Source organism: Porphyromonas levii, assembly GCF_018206105.1.
GTDB lineage: Bacteria > Bacteroidota > Bacteroidia > Bacteroidales > Porphyromonadaceae > Porphyromonas_A > Porphyromonas_A levii.
The window spans coordinates 1-16745 of sequence record NZ_JADRGN010000001.1 but is presented as its reverse complement, the minus strand read 5'-3'; the positions used below and the strand labels follow the sequence as shown (position 1 = coordinate 16745).

Annotated in this window: 14 protein-coding genes; 5 read left to right on the top strand and 9 right to left on the bottom strand. The window is 47.2% G+C overall.

Annotation, left to right across the window (positions count from 1 at the left end):
• The first annotated feature begins 17 nt into the window (after positions 1–17).
• On the top strand, positions 18–674 hold the full coding sequence (upp, locus tag IX315_RS00070; protein WP_018357404.1) for a uracil phosphoribosyltransferase: 657 nt from the start codon (positions 18–20) through the stop codon (positions 672–674).
• Between the two features lie 78 nt (positions 675–752).
• Here upp and IX315_RS00065 read toward each other — a convergent pair whose 3' ends face one another.
• Genes IX315_RS00065 through rsmA form a run of 4 tightly spaced genes read right to left on the bottom strand, consistent with a single transcriptional unit; the run spans position 753 to position 6339 of the window.
• A complete protein-coding gene (locus IX315_RS00065; protein WP_018357403.1) occupies positions 753–2669 on the bottom strand; it encodes a beta-N-acetylhexosaminidase in 1917 nt (638 codons plus the stop codon).
• On the bottom strand, positions 2666–4198 hold the full coding sequence (locus IX315_RS00060; protein ID WP_211637881.1) for a glycoside hydrolase family 10-like protein: 1533 nt from the start codon (positions 4196–4198) through the stop codon (positions 2666–2668). The genes IX315_RS00065 and IX315_RS00060 overlap by 4 nt, the downstream gene beginning before the upstream one ends.
• Positions 4199–4204: 6 nt before the next feature.
• The gene (gene mgtE / locus IX315_RS00055; RefSeq protein ID WP_211637882.1) at positions 4205–5563 is read right to left on the bottom strand and encodes a magnesium transporter; all 1359 of its coding nucleotides are present in this window, start codon (positions 5561–5563) and stop codon (positions 4205–4207) included.
• Complete coding sequence (gene rsmA / locus IX315_RS00050; protein ID WP_018357400.1) at positions 5560–6339, bottom strand: 16S rRNA (adenine(1518)-N(6)/adenine(1519)-N(6))-dimethyltransferase RsmA; 780 nt, start codon at positions 6337–6339, stop codon at positions 5560–5562. Before rsmA ends, mgtE begins: the two co-directional genes overlap by 4 nt.
• A gap of 61 nt (positions 6340–6400) precedes the next feature.
• On the opposite strand from rsmA, the gene IX315_RS00045 reads away from it, so the two are divergent.
• From IX315_RS00045 to IX315_RS00030, 4 genes are all read left to right on the top strand, one after another.
• Positions 6401–7435: a lysylphosphatidylglycerol synthase transmembrane domain-containing protein gene (locus IX315_RS00045; RefSeq protein WP_211637884.1), complete on the top strand. Its 1035-nt coding sequence runs from the start codon at positions 6401–6403 to the stop codon at positions 7433–7435.
• Positions 7436–7440: 5 nt separating this feature from the next.
• Positions 7441–8475 (top strand): phenylalanine--tRNA ligase subunit alpha, encoded by a 1035-nt coding sequence (gene pheS / locus IX315_RS00040; protein WP_211637886.1) that lies wholly within the window; start codon positions 7441–7443, stop codon positions 8473–8475.
• Complete coding sequence (gene nth, locus IX315_RS00035; RefSeq protein ID WP_211837058.1) at positions 8472–9131, top strand: endonuclease III; 660 nt, start codon at positions 8472–8474, stop codon at positions 9129–9131. The genes pheS and nth overlap by 4 nt, the downstream gene beginning before the upstream one ends.
• 102 nt (positions 9132–9233) lie before the next feature.
• The gene (locus tag IX315_RS00030; RefSeq protein WP_018357396.1) at positions 9234–9737 is read left to right on the top strand and encodes a GNAT family N-acetyltransferase; all 504 of its coding nucleotides are present in this window, start codon (positions 9234–9236) and stop codon (positions 9735–9737) included.
• A 257-nt stretch (positions 9738–9994) separates the two neighbouring features.
• Here IX315_RS00030 and aspS read toward each other — a convergent pair whose 3' ends face one another.
• From aspS to bamG, 5 genes are all read right to left on the bottom strand, one after another.
• Entirely contained in the window at positions 9995–11755 is a 1761-nt protein-coding gene (gene aspS / locus IX315_RS00025; RefSeq protein ID WP_211637889.1) for an aspartate--tRNA ligase, read from the bottom strand.
• Between the two features lie 5 nt (positions 11756–11760).
• Complete coding sequence (locus IX315_RS00020) at positions 11761–13014, bottom strand: hemolysin family protein (protein WP_018357394.1); 1254 nt, start codon at positions 13012–13014, stop codon at positions 11761–11763.
• A gap of 9 nt (positions 13015–13023) precedes the next feature.
• Entirely contained in the window at positions 13024–13701 is a 678-nt protein-coding gene (locus tag IX315_RS00015; RefSeq protein WP_240704053.1) for a hypothetical protein, read from the bottom strand.
• 45 nt (positions 13702–13746) lie between these two features.
• On the bottom strand, positions 13747–15123 hold the full coding sequence (locus tag IX315_RS00010; protein ID WP_018357392.1) for a tetratricopeptide repeat protein: 1377 nt from the start codon (positions 15121–15123) through the stop codon (positions 13747–13749).
• Between the two features lie 102 nt (positions 15124–15225).
• On the bottom strand, positions 15226–16545 hold the full coding sequence (bamG, locus tag IX315_RS00005) for a BamG family beta-barrel-assembly machinery protein (RefSeq protein ID WP_240704054.1): 1320 nt from the start codon (positions 16543–16545) through the stop codon (positions 15226–15228).
• Positions 16546–16745 lie beyond the last annotated feature (200 nt).

Genomic DNA, 16745 nt, shown 5'->3' with positions numbered 1-16745 from the left:
AAATGATATAAAGAAGTATGAAAGTTATCAATCTTTCGGAGCAAAACTCGATTCTTAATCGCTTTATCGCTGAGCTCCGCGATGTGAATATTCAAGGTGATCGCATGCGCTTCAAGCGTAACATAGAGCGTATCGGCGAGGTGCTAGCTTATGAAATGAGTAAGACCTTTGAATACAAGGCGACTGATGTGCAGACCCCTTTGGCTGTCTCTACCGATATGTTGGATCAAAACCAAGTAGTAGTGGCAACTATCCTCCGCGCTGGATTACCTTTACACCAGGGCTTTGTGAATTACTTCGATAGAGCTGAGAATTGTTTTGTATCGGCATACCGTAGGTACAAGGATCGTCTCAATTTTGAAGTGATGATAGAGTACCTCTCTTCTCCTTCTATTGAAGGTAAGACCTTGATTCTTGTAGATCCGATGCTGGCTACAGGTAGCTCCATGGAGTTGGCATACAAGGCTATCCTTACCAAGGGTACTCCTAAGGAGCTTCATATAGCCTCAGTTATCTCTAGCCAGCCTGCACTAGACTATTTGTCTAAGGTAATGCCTGAGGATTGTACGCTATGGACAGCGGTCAATGACCCTGAGATTGATGACCATTCCTATATTATTCCTGGTCTTGGCGATGCTGGTGACTTAGCTTTCGGAACTAAGCTAGACGACTAAGCCAATAGGTGATAGTAAAACACGGGGTAGACTCATCGCTAGAGTCTACCCCGTGTTTTACTATCTCTTGGCTGTAGCCTATTTGGTTTCAGAACCATCGAGAAGGACTGCGGTAAACATCCATTTATTCGGCGCGTACCAGATGCCGGAGTTGAAGGACGGGATAGGGGCTTTAACTAGAATAGTATTCATACCCTTCTTCAAATGTACTTTGTGTGGAGTACGCATGATATAGTTTTCATCCTCATAGGGGTACTCGTTATCGCCTCCCTTCTGTCCTGCTCTGAGCCACTTAGGTGGGTGTATCTCTTCGCCATTGATCCATATCTTGGCATCATAGTTATTCCAAGTGTCAAGCGCAGGGGTAGGGGTTGCCTGGGAGCGAGAGAAGTCATAGAAGCCTATCCACATGTCTGCTATCTTATCGGTGTCGCTCCACACTTGGCGGGAGGCATAATAAGTGGTATTGGGTTTCGCATCTTGGAAGTGCCCATGGACTGCAGGGTGCCACCAGTGGCGCAGGATAATTGTGCCACCTACTAATGTGGTATCGGGCTGGAGCGTCTCCACACCTTCTATCTCGGGAGCAAAGGCACGAGAGGTCTCTCCTTCGTTGTTGTAGGGACCGTAGATATTCCATCGGATATTAGTCTGCGGAACGTATTGGAAGGGAAGATAAGGGAAGAGGTCTTGGTGTAGAGCTATTATTCGATGCTCTAGGTCGGCAAGTTCTTGCAGGGTTTTCTCCTGAATCCCTACATAGGAGTAGGCGTCGCCACCTCCTACCCAAGTCCTTTCGGCAAAGGCGAATAGGGAAGGGTACACTGCGTTGTGGGCGAAGTTATCTTCTCCTCTCCGAAGTCGACGGTCGTTCCACAGGCAGAGCGTAGCACCGATAGCACGGTCGGATGCCTTGTCTTGCCCGCCTATCTTGTGATTGAATATCAATGGTACGCCCTCCAAAGCGTCGTGGTGATTGATGTAGAGGTTGCGAGAGTCAATATAGACTAGGTCGGAACCCTCTGATAGAGTGCTAGAGTCTTCACCCCATAGCTGTCTGATAACACTATTGGTGAGGTTGCCACCAGGTTGCCATCCCATTACTTTGATACCTTTGCTCTCTAGGATGTGTATCATTGTAGGTAGAAACTTCGTGTCTGTAATCTTGACCTCGTCGCCACCGATATGGATGATATCGAAGTTGTAGGTCTCTGTCACCTCCTTTAGGATATTGGCAACAGCCTGAGTGCCCTCAGGGGTTTGCATCTCGAAGCCCATGGCTCTGACGAATGCTTTGGAGTGCCCTGGCATATCTATCTCGGGCATAAAGGTGATGTGCCTATCTTCGCAGTACTTCTGTAGCTCCTTGATGTCTGCCTCGGTATAGAATAGACCGTGGTCACGGGTCATGGACTCGGGGCTAGTGAGCTGTGGGTACTGCTTAATCTCTAAGCGCCATGCCACATCCTCAGTTAGATGGAAATGGAACACATTGAGCTTGAGTGTTGCCATCACGTCTATCTGCTGCTTGAGCAGGGAGATACTCTGGTAGTTGCGCCCTACATCTACCATATAGCCACGGAACGGGAAGGCAGGAGCATCGTATATCTTGACCATTTGGAAAGCCTCTGTCTCCTTGTTGTAGAGCTGGCGAAGCGTCTGGATAGCGTAGAATATGCCAGTGGGGGTAACTGCGCTTACTTCGATTCCCTTTTGTGTAATAGAGAGTCGATAAGCTTCTTTATTGCTGTCCTTTAGATTGAGCTGGAGCTGTATGCCCCCTCGCTTGCCTTTCCCTTCTAGCGAGAATGTACTTCCGATAAGTTGGGCATATTCCGAAAGGGAGGCGTCTGAGTAAGTGACAGCGCCTAGGTCTTTCGCTTTTGTTTCTCCTCTGAGCCATTCTACTTGCTGTGGCTTCGGTAGCAGTGGCACCTGAGCTAGGCAACTAAGGGTAAATAGAGGGAGGAGAAGGGAGAGCAACAACTTCTTCATATCTTGGCTTTTACGTTGTGTGCAATGAGTGTTTCCTGATTGTATCTATCTATTCGAGTAATAGTGAAAGCCACTCGTTCCTTCCCATTAATATAGGGGAGTACGTAGAAAGGCTCTTGGGTAGTCGCTAATAGATTATCCTCAGAGGTCGCCTTGGAGAGCTTCTCTCCTGGTTTATGGATATAGATAACGTAGTACTTAGTCTCCAATCCAGAGGGATACGGCATATCTGGTTCCCAGAAGAGAGTGAGTTTGCCTTCATGACTCACGATAGAGGTCTCTCGCTTCGGTTCATCGAACCTACGGATACTACTTGGATAGGCAGAAGCTGGTACGAGTGCGGGCTTTGTCCAGTACCGAGTGCGCATAGTTGTGGTGACTCCCTTATAGTTTGAGAATAGCTCATCGGCAGGCCACATTACGACACCCAGTGCTGTGCGATTGGCTATATTGAGTTTGGAGTGTAGCTCATCATGATCCATAGTTCGCTTAACATCCTGACCTATATAGTATTGGGCTAGATGTATATGCTGGCTCCACCACCGAGCGAGCTCAGTATGTTCGGCAGTCTTGTGCCCAATTTCCCAGTATATTTGGGGTACAATATAGTCCACCCATCCCATCACGTCCCATAGGAGAATGTCTGCATAGAGGTCGTCGTAGTTTTGGAGCCCCTTGGTCTTGCTTCCCCTTTCAGGGTCGCTTTTCTCATTACGATAGATACCAAAGGGGCTGATACCAAAGCGGACATGAGGTTTGCGCGCCTTAATCGTAGCCGATAATTGGCTGATGAGTTGGTTCACATTGTCTCTTCTCCAGTCTCCGATATTAGCAAATCCACGAGGGCTCGCTTGGTAGTCTGCAATATCCGGAATCACTTCCCCGGCTATCGGGTATGGGTAGAAGTAGTCGTCAATATGTATAGCATCGATATCGTATCGCTCCACAATGTCGTCGACTACTTGGCAAGTATAGCGCTGTACTGCAGGGAGAGCGGGATTGAAGTAGAGCTGATTGCCGTACTTGAAAAACCACTCAGGGTGCCTATGGTAGGGGTGATTAGGAGCGAGGGTAGTATTTACGTTCGTAGCCGCTCTATAGGGGTTAATCCAAGCATGTAGCTCCATTCCTCTAGCGTGGCACTCTTTTACCATGAAGTCGAGCGGATCCCACATGGGCGCAGGAGCAACACCTTGGGTGCCAGTTAGCGTACGGCTCCATGGCTCATACGGACTATAGTACCAAGCATCTGCCTCCGAGCGAACCTGGAATATTATTACATTGAAGCCCGTCCTCTGTAGTAGGTCGAGCCGATCTCTCAGACTCTTCTGTATGTATGCACTACTCCTACCCATGTACTCCCCTCTCCAAGCATTTGGAATCCATGCTGCTCTAAACTCTCGCTTCTGAGGCTGGTACACCTCTTTCTGAGCCTTATTAGCGTACTGGTCGTTAGTGAGTGCCTTCTTGCTCTTACACGAAGAAAGCCCTATGAGTAATAGGAGGGCGAATAGAATGTATTTTCTCATCCTAATTTAGTTGAAGTAATTGAATAGGAAGTTGGTAACGTTCATGTATATGAACATACCTATAAGGTCGTTCATAATGGTGATGAAAGGACCTGTAGCTCGAGCCGGATCCATCTTGAGGCGCTCCAAGGTAAGCGGAACAATGGTTCCCGATAAGCTAGCGAAGAGTACTACTGTGAAAATACTGATAGAGACCGAGGACATCACAACGATATCCTTGAGGTAGAAGTAATTGTATATGAAGAGAACCAAGCTAAGGATACCACCATTCATCAGCGCTATTGCAAGTTCCTTAAGTAGGAGTGACCCTACCTTTCCAGGCTTGATAGAACCCGTGGCGAGGTCTTGTACGATGATTGCTGACGATTGCATCCCTACGTTTCCTCCTGTTCCACCCATCAAAGGGATAAATAGCGAGATAGCTGGCACAGCAGCAAATACATTGTCGTACCCTCCGAGGATAACACTATTGAGCATTCCTCCTACCATTCCAAGTAGTAGCCAAGGGAGCCGCGCCCCTATCTGTCTTACAACAGTATCGGAGCTCTCAATATCGGAGGAAAGACCAGATGCCAACTGGTAGTCCTTCTCATGCAGCTCACGCATCTGATCCACTACGTCGTCCACAGTAATAACACCAACTAGTCGTCCAATACTATCTACCACCGGTATGGCAACTAGGTCGTAGCGCTCAAAGGTGCGTACCACCTCCTCTGCAGTGTCATTCTCATGAACAACGATAGGGTCGCGTAGTATTACGTGCTTTATCTTGGACACATTGGGGCTGGTCAGTACCTTCTTAATAGGCAGAATACCTTGAAGTCGCTCCTCATCGTCAATCACATAGATGTAGTAGACATCCTCCATCTCTGCCGCCTGTATACGGAGCTCCTCCATACAGCGGGGCATAGACCAGTTCTCGTTGACGACCATCATCTCCTTCCGCATGATACCTCCTGCGGTATCCTCCTCGTACTTTAGAAGGTCTATGATCTCTCCCGCCTGTTCAATATCCTCTACGTGGGCGAGGATAGCATCCTGTTTGTCTTCGTCAAGCTCTTGGAGTAGGTCGGCAGCGTCGTCCGAATCCATGTGGGTCAAGAACGTGTCGGCAATCTCTTCGTCCGTGAGTAGGTCGAGGACTTCCTTACGCTCCACCTCATCCATCTCCATCAGCACATCGGCTGCTACCGTACCTGGGAGCAGGCGGTAGAAGAAGAGGGTCTCCTCTGCTGGGAGCTCCTCCAATAGCTCGGCAATGTCGGCTGGATAGAGCTGCTCAACTAATGACTTTAGCTCCTCTTCCTTCCGTTCTTCTATGAGGCTCGTAATATACTTTGCCTCCTCATTACTCATCTCTATCATCGGAGTACTTCTGCTATATCGTTGGTAAGGGCAATGAAGTCATCTACCCCTAGTTGTTCGGGTCGCTTTTGGAGAAGCGGATACCCCTCTGGTAGATGGCGCTCTCCTAATAGTGGCTGGAGCGAATTGCGCAGCATCTTACGTCGGCGGTTGAAAGTCGTCTTCACCACATTCTTGAAGAGCTGTTCATCGCACCCTAGTTCCTTACGGTTATTACGTACCATTCGTATCACACCACTCTGCACTTTTGGTGGTGGGTCGAAGTTCCCTGGTGCCACACTAAATAGATACTCAATATCATACCATGCTTGGAGGAGCACACTGAGGATGCCGTAGTCTTTCGACCCAGGACCGCTCGCCAATCTCTGCGCAACCTCTTTCTGGAGCATCCCCGATGCTGCCGGAATTAGCTCCCTATACTCTAGCATGTGGAAAAATATCTGGCTACTGATGTTGTAGGGGTAATTGCCAATCAAGACAAATGGTTGCCCATTAAATACTCGATCGAGGGGTAGGGAGAGGAAGTCTGCCTCTATAATATTAGGAATTAGTGATGGGAAAGCGACTCTTAGGTAGCTGATTGATTCAGTATCTATCTCCACCACTTTCGTCTCTTGATACTTAGGGATTAGGTACTGAGTCAGCACCCCCATGCCTGGTCCTACTTCGAGAATGGGTAACTTGTGCTTTACAAGGGTGTCGGCAATCCGCTCTGCAATATCTTGATTGCGGAGGAAGTGTTGCCCCAGTGCTTTCTTTGCTCGTACCTTTTGCATCTCTTTTATTCTAAATATTGCCGAAGAAATGGTAATTTTGCGAAACCATCCTCGCGTTGCTATGCAAAGATACAAAAAAGTGATGAGGGGTGGCGATGAGACAATGAATAAGGGACTTAAGACTACACTAAAGGTGCTGGTGCCGTTGGCCTTCGGAGTATTAATCCTGTGGCTGCTGTACCGCAATATGGATGTGGAGACTCTATTAGAGACGCTTCGTGGTGATGCCAACTTTGGTATCATCATCTTCGCATCCCTATTTGGTACCCTAGGGAATACATTTAGGGGTTTTAGGTGGCACTTGCTCAATAAACGTCTCGACCCTAATGTCCGTGCAGTAAATTCTCTACTTACTACGCACGGAAATTATGTAGTCAATATGGCTCTACCCCGTCTGGGCGAGGTGTGGCGTGTGGGTGCTATGTCGCACTATTCGGGCATCAGTATATCCAAGCTAGTAGGTACCCTCTTCATTGATCGTATCTACGATGTCGTGGCTGTCTCTGTCATGATTTTGTTAGGGCTGTTGCTCAATACCCCTTTCTTTACTAGTTTCTTTGAAAACAACCCCGATGCACTCCTCAAGCTCCAAGGGGTCATGCGCTCTCCTTGGCTCTATATAGTGCTACTTCTCCTTATTGTATTAGTGCTTGTGGCAATGCATTGGGTTCGGAAGAGCGAAAGGACAATGCATAGTTTCCGAAATGTGAGAGAGGGGCTTCGTACTATACGGACGATGGATAAGAAGTGGCTATTCCACCTCTACACGGTGGGGATATGGGCAAGCTACTTCCTGCAGTTTTATATCACCTTTTATGCCTTTAGCTTCACATCGGATCTAGGACCAGCCGTAGGGCTTCTCTCCTTTGTAATGGGGAGTGTGGCTATTGTCGCTCCTGTCCAAGGCGGTATGGGAGCTTGGCACTTTATGGTGATATATTCCCTAATGGCATTTGGGGTAGAGACCTCCAATGCTCAGAACTTTGCACTTATTGTGCATACCTTCCAAGTATTTATCTGGACTAATATGGTGGGGCTGATAGCACTAGGCTTGCTCCCGCTAGTTAATCGACATACGAAAATAGATAACAAATAAGAGATATGAAAGAGAAGATTCAATTACTCTCCCAAGAGGTTAAAGCTCTAGTCGCTCCCCATAATGAAGAGGAGCTAGAGGCTTTGAGGCTAAAGTACCTAAGTAAAAAGGGGCTCCTCAATCAGCTGATGGCAGACTTCAAGAATGTGCCAGCCGAGGAGAAGCGTGAGGTAGGTATGCTCATCAATGAGCTAAAGACGGATGTTACTAATAGGATAGAGGAGTTTAAGCAAAACCTAGCTGCAGAAAGGCACTCAGAGGAGCTTCAAGGGCTAGACCTATCGCGTACAGCGTATCCACTGCCTCTAGGCACACGTCATCCGCTTAGCCTCGTGAGGGAGGAGATTATCGATATCTTTAGTCGTCTAGGCTTCAATGTAGCTGAGGGACCAGAGATAGAGGATGATTGGCATGTATTTGAGAGCCTTAATTTCGCAGAGGATCACCCCGCACGCGATATGCAGGACACATTCTTCGTATCCCACCATCCCGAGGTACTGCTCCGTACACATACGTCATCGGTACAGACTAGAGTGATGACTAGTACGCAGCCCCCTATCCGTATCATCTGCCCAGGACGTGTATACCGCAATGAGGCGGTATCGGCACGTGCACACTGCTTCTTCCATCAGGTAGAAGCCCTCTATATTGCAGAAAAAGAGAAGGTGAGCTTCGCAGACCTCCGTCAGGTATTGATGCACTTCTCTAGGGAGATGTTCGGTGAGCATACCAAGATTCGCCTACGTCCTAGTTACTTCCCATTTACTGAGCCTAGTGCCGAGATGGATATTTCTTGTAACATCTGTGGCGGTGCAGGGTGTAACCTTTGTAAGCACACTGGCTGGGTGGAAATCCTTGGTTGTGGTATGGTGGATAGCGCTGTGCTTGAGGCTTGTGGTATCAATAGTACCAAGTACGCTGGCTATGCCCTAGGTATGGGTGTAGAGCGTATTGCCAACCTGAAGTATAGCGTGAGTGACCTTCGGCTCTTCTCCGAAAATGACCTCCGCTTCCTAGAGCAGTTCGAGGGCGCACGATGAAACTTGCTGAGCGATATCAGGCTGTTCTCGACTGGTTTGCGGAGCATGTGCCAGTAGCGGAGACCGAACTAGACTACCAAAGCCCCTTCCAACTTTTGGTAGCGGTAGTACTCTCTGCTCAGTGCACCGATAAGAGGGTGAACATGATTACTCCGGCTCTTTTTGAAGCATACCCTACTGCCGAAGCTATGTCACATGCTACGGCTGAGGAGCTATTTGAGTATGTGCGCAGCTGCTCTTACCCCAATAGCAAAGCTAAGCATCTCGAAGGATTGTCGCGTATGCTCTCAGAGGAGTTTGGTGGAGTGATTCCCCAAGACCCTAAGGAGCTTGTGAAGCTACCTGGGGTAGGACGTAAGACTGCCAACGTAGTCCTTAGCGTACTCTACGATCAACCCTGTATAGCTGTGGATACACATGTCTACCGTGTCGCTCGCCGTTTAGGGCTAGCCCCACAGACCGCCAATACACCACTTAAGGTGGAGGAGCAACTCGTGAAGCATATCCCCGAGGCACAGAGAGCAATATCGCATCATTGGCTCATCTTACATGGTCGGTACACTTGCCTAGCACGTAGCCCTAAGTGTGCTAACTGCGGGCTAGCTCCCTTCTGTAGGTATTACGCCAAGAAAGGTATTATTCTGCCTGAGAAGTAGGTTGCTAGAAGAATATTGTATAGATATAGGGATTGTCGCAGAGGTGGCAGTCCCTTTTTTTAGTAGCGAAAAGAAGAAGAGGAAATTTGGTAGATTTGTTACATGATTGTACTTAGAGAATTGAAGACTATGGCGCCTGTAGAGCGTTTTTATCTCGAAGCATTCCCTCGGGAAGAGCGTCGAGAGGTGGAGGAAATATCTAGATTGCTTTCGGATGAACCGAGGTATCACCTCTTGGGGATTGAGGATGAAGGGATAGTCGTAGGATTACTTACCTATTGGGAGTTGGGCGAGTGGTATTATGGAGAGCACTTTGCGATTGACTCTTCTTGCCGAGGACATGGGGTGGGCGCCGAAGTGATGAAGTCTTTCCTATTAGGAAAGCGGCAGATTATCTTCGAGGTAGAGCTTCCGGAGGAGGAGATGGCATGCCGTCGGATAGGCTTCTATGAGCGGTTGGGCTTTAAGCTCTGGGATATGCCCTACCTGCAGCCTCCTTATAGAGTAGGGGATGCGCCATTGCCTCTTCGCCTAATGACGAATGGGATGGAGCCGACCGAAGCCATCGTAAAGGCAATACATACATCAGTGTATGGTGTGGATTAATAGTATTCATCATATTATCTGTGTGTGGAAATATTCATATCCCATAATAATAATTAGGCGAGTGCCTGTTGTGGATAGCGCTAGGGGAGAAATTTATTCCTAGGAATAAATAAAATTATCTCTAGGAATAAAAATATTTATTTGTACAGATAAATAAATTTATTCCTAGAGATAAATTTGTATACTTTGGCTAATTCTATTGAATAAGAGCGCTAGCCAGACATTGTTGTAGCGATAACGGCTTTTAATTGAACCGCTTATGCTTCTGGTGCAATGGTCTTGAGGAATAGCTCATCGAGCTGATCAGGATCGAGCTGAGAAGGGGCATCGATCATTACATCACGACCAGAGTTATTCTTAGGGAATGCGATGGTATCTCGAATGCTATTGAGCTGTGCAAAGAGGGATACCCAGCGGTCGAAACCATAAGCGATACCTCCATGAGGTGGTGCGCCGAACTTGAAGGCATTCATGAGGAAGCCAAACTGCTCTTCTGCCTTCTCTTCGGTAAATCCAAGTACCTCGAACATCTTTTTCTGTAGCTTGCTATCGTGGATACGGATAGAACCACCTCCTACTTCTACGCCATTGATGACCATGTCATAGGCATTGGCGCGTACTGCTCCTGGGTTGGTCTCGAGTAGATTGATATCCTCAGGCTTGGGCGCAGTGAATGGGTGGTGCATAGCGTAGTAGCGCTGTGTCTCTTCGTCCCACTCTAGAAGTGGGAAGTCTACTACCCATAGGCATGAGAAGTTGCTTGGATCCATCAGCCCTTGCTCTTCGGCTACGTGAAGACGTAGAGTGCCGAGTTGTTTGCGGGTCTTCATGGTATCATCGCCACTGAGGATGAGGATAAGGTCACCTGCCTGAGCTTCCATGACTTTGGCCAGTTGCTGAAGGGTCTCTTGGGTATAGAACTTATCTACACTACTCTTCACATTGCCACTCTCCTCTACTCGAGCATAGACCATACCCTTGGCGCCCACCTGTGGTTTCTTCACAAACTCTGTAAGTTGGTCTAGTTGTTTGCGGGTGTAAACCGCTGCACCTTTGACGCAGATTCCGCCGATATACTTGGCGTCATCGAATACAGAGAAACCGTGCCCCTGAAGGGTATCCATAAGCTCTACAAAACGCATCCCGAAGCGGGTATCTGGCTTATCGCTACCGTAATACTTCATAGCGTCGTGCCAAGAGATACGTGGATAAGACTCGGTTTGATCAATGCCTAGAATGGTCTTGAATAGGTGTTTTGATAGACCTTCAAAGGTATTGAGGATATCCTCCTGCTCTACGAAGGACATCTCACAATCGATCTGGGTAAACTCCGGCTGGCGATCGGCACGAAGGTCTTCGTCACGGAAACACTTCACAATCTGGAAGTAGCGGTCGAATCCTGCTACCATGAGTAGCTGTTTGAAGGTCTGTGGTGACTGTGGTAGAGCATAAAACTCGCCTGGATTCATGCGGCTAGGTACCACGAAGTCGCGTGCACCCTCAGGGGTCGACTTAATAAGGACGGGTGTCTCCACCTCCAAGAAATCGAGCCCATCGAGATATTGGCGAATCTCGATACCCATCTTGTGACGCAGTTCGAGGTTGCGACGGACAACGGAGCGACGGAGATCAAGATAGCGGTACTTCATACGTAGTTCATCGCCTCCGTCTGATTGGTCTTCAATAGTAAATGGAGGGGTCTGAGAGCAATTGAGTACCTCCAAGCGCTCCACGATTACTTCGATTTCTCCTGTAGCAATCTTATCGTTTTTCGCTGAGCGCTCAGCTACCTTACCCGTTACTTGAATGACATATTCACGACCTAGGTGCGCAGCTTTCTCTGCTAGCTCTGCATCGTGCTCCTCTGTGAATACTAGCTGAGTGATGCCATAGCGGTCACGGAGGTCGATAAAGCTCATGCCTCCCATCTTTCGATTGCGCTGTACCCATCCTGCTAGGGTTACCTCTTCTCCAATGTTGGACGCACGGAGTGCGCCACAAGTAGTTGTCCTATACATACTCTCTATATATGTTCAATTTTCCTTAGTCTTACTAGTGTTATCTTATTGCCCGTAGCCCTCATTACTTGTACTTGGAAGAAGGGTGGGATATTGAATTCTTCTCCTGCATGGGGTATCTCCTGACTATGGTGTAGGATAAATCCGGCTAGGGTCTGATATTCTTCGTCTTCAGGAATCTCGAGATCAAACTCTTCATTGAGGGTGTCGACCTCGGCGCGTCCCGATATGATGTATTCGTTATCACCTACTTTGCGCATAGCAATACGCTTGGTGTCGTGCTCATCTTCAATGTCTCCAAAGATTTCCTCCACGATGTCCTCAAGGGTGAGCATCCCAGCTGTACCTCCTAGCTCATCTACTACGATGGCTACACTCCGTTTCTTTTGCATGAGTTGTTTTAGTGCGTTCTCGGCAGGAAGAGACTCAGGGATAAATATAGTAGGTAGGATGCGACCTTTCCAGTCGTCCTCGCTACCTAGGCGAAACATTTCGATACTGTGGATATAACCGATAATATCATCTATGTCTTCTTTGTATACTGGGAGTTTGGAGAAGCCTGTGCGGTCGAATAGTTCTGTCAGTTCTTCACGCGGAATATCGTAGTCTACTGCAACTATCTCATTACGTGGCACCAAGCAGTCGCGTACTTTAATGTCGGCAAACTCGAGTGCATTTTGTAGTATTCTAGCCTCTTCCGACTTGCTGTCTTGTGTTACATTACTCTCAATAAAGTAGTCTAGGTCTATCTTGGAGAGAGGTTGTACTGTGTCGTCTTCGTTCTTTACGCCAAAGAGCTTAAAAATTAGTTTACTTATCCAAGATACCAGAAGAGTAATCGGAAATAGTAAGATGTAGATGATGAAGAAGGGAAAAGTGATGATGCGAACAGTTATATTGGGTTTCATCTGACCTATGGCCTTTGGTATATACTCTGAGAATACGATGACTAGTGCGGTAGAGATAATGGTTTGTATCAAGACCACAAGGAAGTCGCTATGTAGGAAAGCCTTCAGCGGATTCTCTAGTAACATGGCTACGAGTAGTCCATAGACCACATTCACGATATTATTCCCGACGAGGGCAGTGGTGATGAAGCGACCACCGTTCTTATAGAAGTGTGTTGCGATGCGAGAGAGTGCATTGCCTCTATTTTTATCGAGCTCCACTTGCAGGCGGTCGGCAGATACGAAGCTAATCTCCGACATACTAAAGAAGCCAGAGAGCAGGATACAGATGAGTATTCCGAGGTATATCATAGGGTATTATTAAATGGCAGCTGGGGCTAAGCTAAGAGTGTCGGGCGCTGTCCCAGATGCCGTTGAGGTGGAGTCGGCTGGTGCCATTGGGTGGTCTTCGACATCCACATGACCGAATGACGAATAGAGCTCGTATCGGGTCATAGATTGATTGCTACGGAAGCCGTACTTGCTCTCTATAAGCTGTCCTGGCTTCGGTATGATAAGGGTGTGTTCGTGCGAATATACTTCCTGTAGTTGTTCGTCCCAATAGAGAGAATTGCCAAAGAAGCGACCTCCTTCTCTATTGAGTACTTCTACGTTGCCGACCAATTGCCAGAGCTTCTTTGCCTGGTAATAATAGGCTGTATCGGCTTTGATAGAGGCTTGTGTCGCAAATAGGGTGTCGAACTGCTCTACGTACATCCCTTCTGGGAAATACCAATAGGGTTCTGGATTATCGTAAGTATACCAGATGGGCGCCTCGAGTTTATACTTGGTGATGCCGCTATCGGATATTAGAGAGGAGACATCACGAGTAATCGAGGAGTAGGAAAGGGAGTCAACATCTGCGAGAATGGTGTCGCTCTTTTTACCACCACAAGCCGATAGTGCAGCTGTGATATACAAAAAGATGCCAGCACAGACCCACAAAGTGGGCTGTGCTAGCATCTTACTTATTATATGTCGTGACGATTTATCACTCATATCCTTCACCCCGCATAGGGGGAAAGAGTAATTAGTTAATCTAACTTACTTAGTCCGGATAGTAGTAGCTTCTCCAATCCATCCACCTACGGTGAAGGATGCTCCCTCTGAAAGATCTGGGTGCATAAATACATCCTCCTTTGCTGGGTAGTACTGGCTGAAGCTATTGATCAATTGATTGGCCTGACCAGCTACGCTGCTATCAATAGCCTTAGCACGTTGTGCCTTATCTACTGCTAGGCAGTACACAATTCTCTGCTTGATAGGGTCATCAGGGTAGATGCTCTTTGCAGATGAAGCGTACATACTGGCAATAAGAAGCATTGGCGCACCGAAGTTGCTTTTGAGGCTCATAGCCTGGTTAGCGTAGTTGCGTGCAGTGCCGAAGCTACCCTGCTTCTGGCTCATTACTGCTAGCATGTAGTAGATTTCTCCCTTCTTATTGTTGTCGGTGCTCAGGTCAATAGCCTTCTCGTAGTACTCGCGAGCACGGCTATAATTGCCTTCCTTGTATGCCTTATTCGCAATACCTGTAGCAGCATCTGCAGTAGGCTCAAGGTTGAAAAGGTGCTCAGACATAGTAAAGTATACGTTGCTCTCGATACAGCCAACAGACTGTAGAAGTGCTACGGTCTTTGATAGCCACTCCTTGTCGCTCTTCTTTGACTCTACTAGTGGACCATATACCTTCTCCATTACATCACAGCTAGCGGCGCCACTCTGTGCAAACATAGCTTGGCTACCTTCCTTGTATCCCTGGTAGGCTGCTACAGCCTTCTCGTTGCCTGCTGCTTGAAGCTCCTTAATCTTTTGGTCATAGTAACCATCTACCATGAGGTGCTCATTGATATACTGCTGCTTGAGACTAGGATCCATAATCATCCTTGCCATAGAAGCGTAATCAAATAGTGATAGTGCTAGAGGGTCGGTATTTACACCTAGCTCCTTAACTACTGGCTCTAGCCAGCTATAGATTTTGTTGTAGTCAGACTCATTGCCCATGTGACGCATGTAGTCAGATACTTTATCGCCTAGGATAAAGTCTTTACCCGCATTCTCATCATCACCGAAGTACTTGATACGGGTATCGTACATCTCCATAAGAAGGTCTACAAACTTGACCTTCTCTTCAGGGGTCTTAGCCTGCTCTACCTTCCAATTAAGTAGTTCCTTACCTATGATATAGGTGTCCTTGCTTGCTGCAGGGCAATTGTCATATACCTTCTTCCAGAAGTCGTATGCGTCCTTAAAGTTTTGGCTCTGGTGATAGGTCTTGTAGAAAGTAATGTTTCTACGGCACTGAATACTGTCGTTGCCGTGACCAAAGGGAGTTCCAGATGCTACTCCTGTCTGTGCACTCACCTTAACTAGTGAGAACAGGCTCAACATTAGAGCCGATAGTAGTAAAAGTCCTTTCTTCATTGTCTTATTCCTTTATAATTATATATTCCTGTTCTATAAGCCGACCACTAATTGTTAGCTTTATATCTCTGTGATTACACTCGTAGCAGTCGGTTTAGTCTCTTAATAGATTTTTAGTTTTCTGAACCACGTTTCATTAAAGTTGAGGCTAATAGATAGCTTCAGCATATCCTGAGAGAAGTTCTTCTGTATTGTGGAAAAACCTCTATTGTACTCTAGGGTGAGATTGACGAGCGAACTTCTATCGCTAGTAAATAGATTGACTGGCATACCGATACCAAAGGAAGCTCCGACAGTGTGTAACTGTCCCACACTTGGAATATCGAGGTATGAATTGCGGTAGTTGATACCAGCACGGTAGTACATCCTCTGATAGTACCTGCGTGAGTAGTTGTCTGGGGTGAACTCTACACCTAGAGCTCCTCTATAGCTATTCTTTAGCGCAACACCATCCCCAGCAAATGGGTTAGCAATGCCCTTGGAGCCCCATAGCTGAGCCTCGAAATCTGCTGCTAGTGTCATCTTCTCAGGAATGTCCCACGCTACACCAAAGCCAATCTTATGTGGCATAGCTGATGCGAACCTGAGTGTGTCGCTAGAAATATCGGGCTTATTTGTGGAGCCGTAGTTACGATTGACGAAAGAGGTAAGCTCCGGGGTGAGCTTGATCTGAGGAGAGTAGGTGATACCTATTGTTACCTGGTCTTTTTGCTTGGTGGGGAGATTGAACTTATATTGTGCCCCTAAGTCCATACCCCAGTTATCAAGGCGGATACTATAGCTCTGAAAGTCCTGTGATAGCACTTGAGCGCTTGGTTGTAGGTGCACCGTATGCGTGAGCCTGCCGAAGTGGTACTTCACATTGGCTCCGAGGTACAATCCTCCTGCTACTCTGGCTCCTAATCCTAGGTAAAATGACTGTAGAGAACCTTTGCCTGTAAAAGTTTGGCGCATCAGGTTGGCATTTTCCCTACCATCAATGGTGACATCACTGATAAGGCTATAACCTACGCTTGAGAATGGTACCACACCTGCGCTTACCGCAATCCTATCTTTGTAGAGCGGGAATTGTAGGGCGAGGTAGTCTAGTCCACCTAGGAGCGCATTCTTGGAGCCTGTCTGGTCTGTGTAGTGCCCCCAAATAGCCGATGCTCCTATATCCATAATGAAGGAGAGGGAGTCTGTAGCACCGTATGCTGCAGGGTTTTGTAGATTGATTACTTTAGGGCTACTCATACCGATACCTACACCACCCATTCCTCTCCATGCGACTGGTGAGGTGTTAGATAGATTACCGTACCCAAGTCTGGTGAGTGGTGTAGACTCTACACCCTGAGCTGCAGCTTGGAATCCACTTCCTGCTACCAGTAGTGTTGCTACCGAGAGAGTCAGTGTCAGTAGTCTTCTCCTATTTTTATGCATACGTATTATCATTATCTATTATTCTTGATAGAAATCACCTGCAAATATAAGGAAAAAACTCATACTGCCTTAATTCGTGGACGAATCCAACTTCGCTAAAAGATAATATCTATTAAATGGATTCGATACTATGCTAAAAGAATTGAGAAATACACAGATGAGAGGTTTTATAGGCTAGGTGGTAAGAGCTCATAGGATTA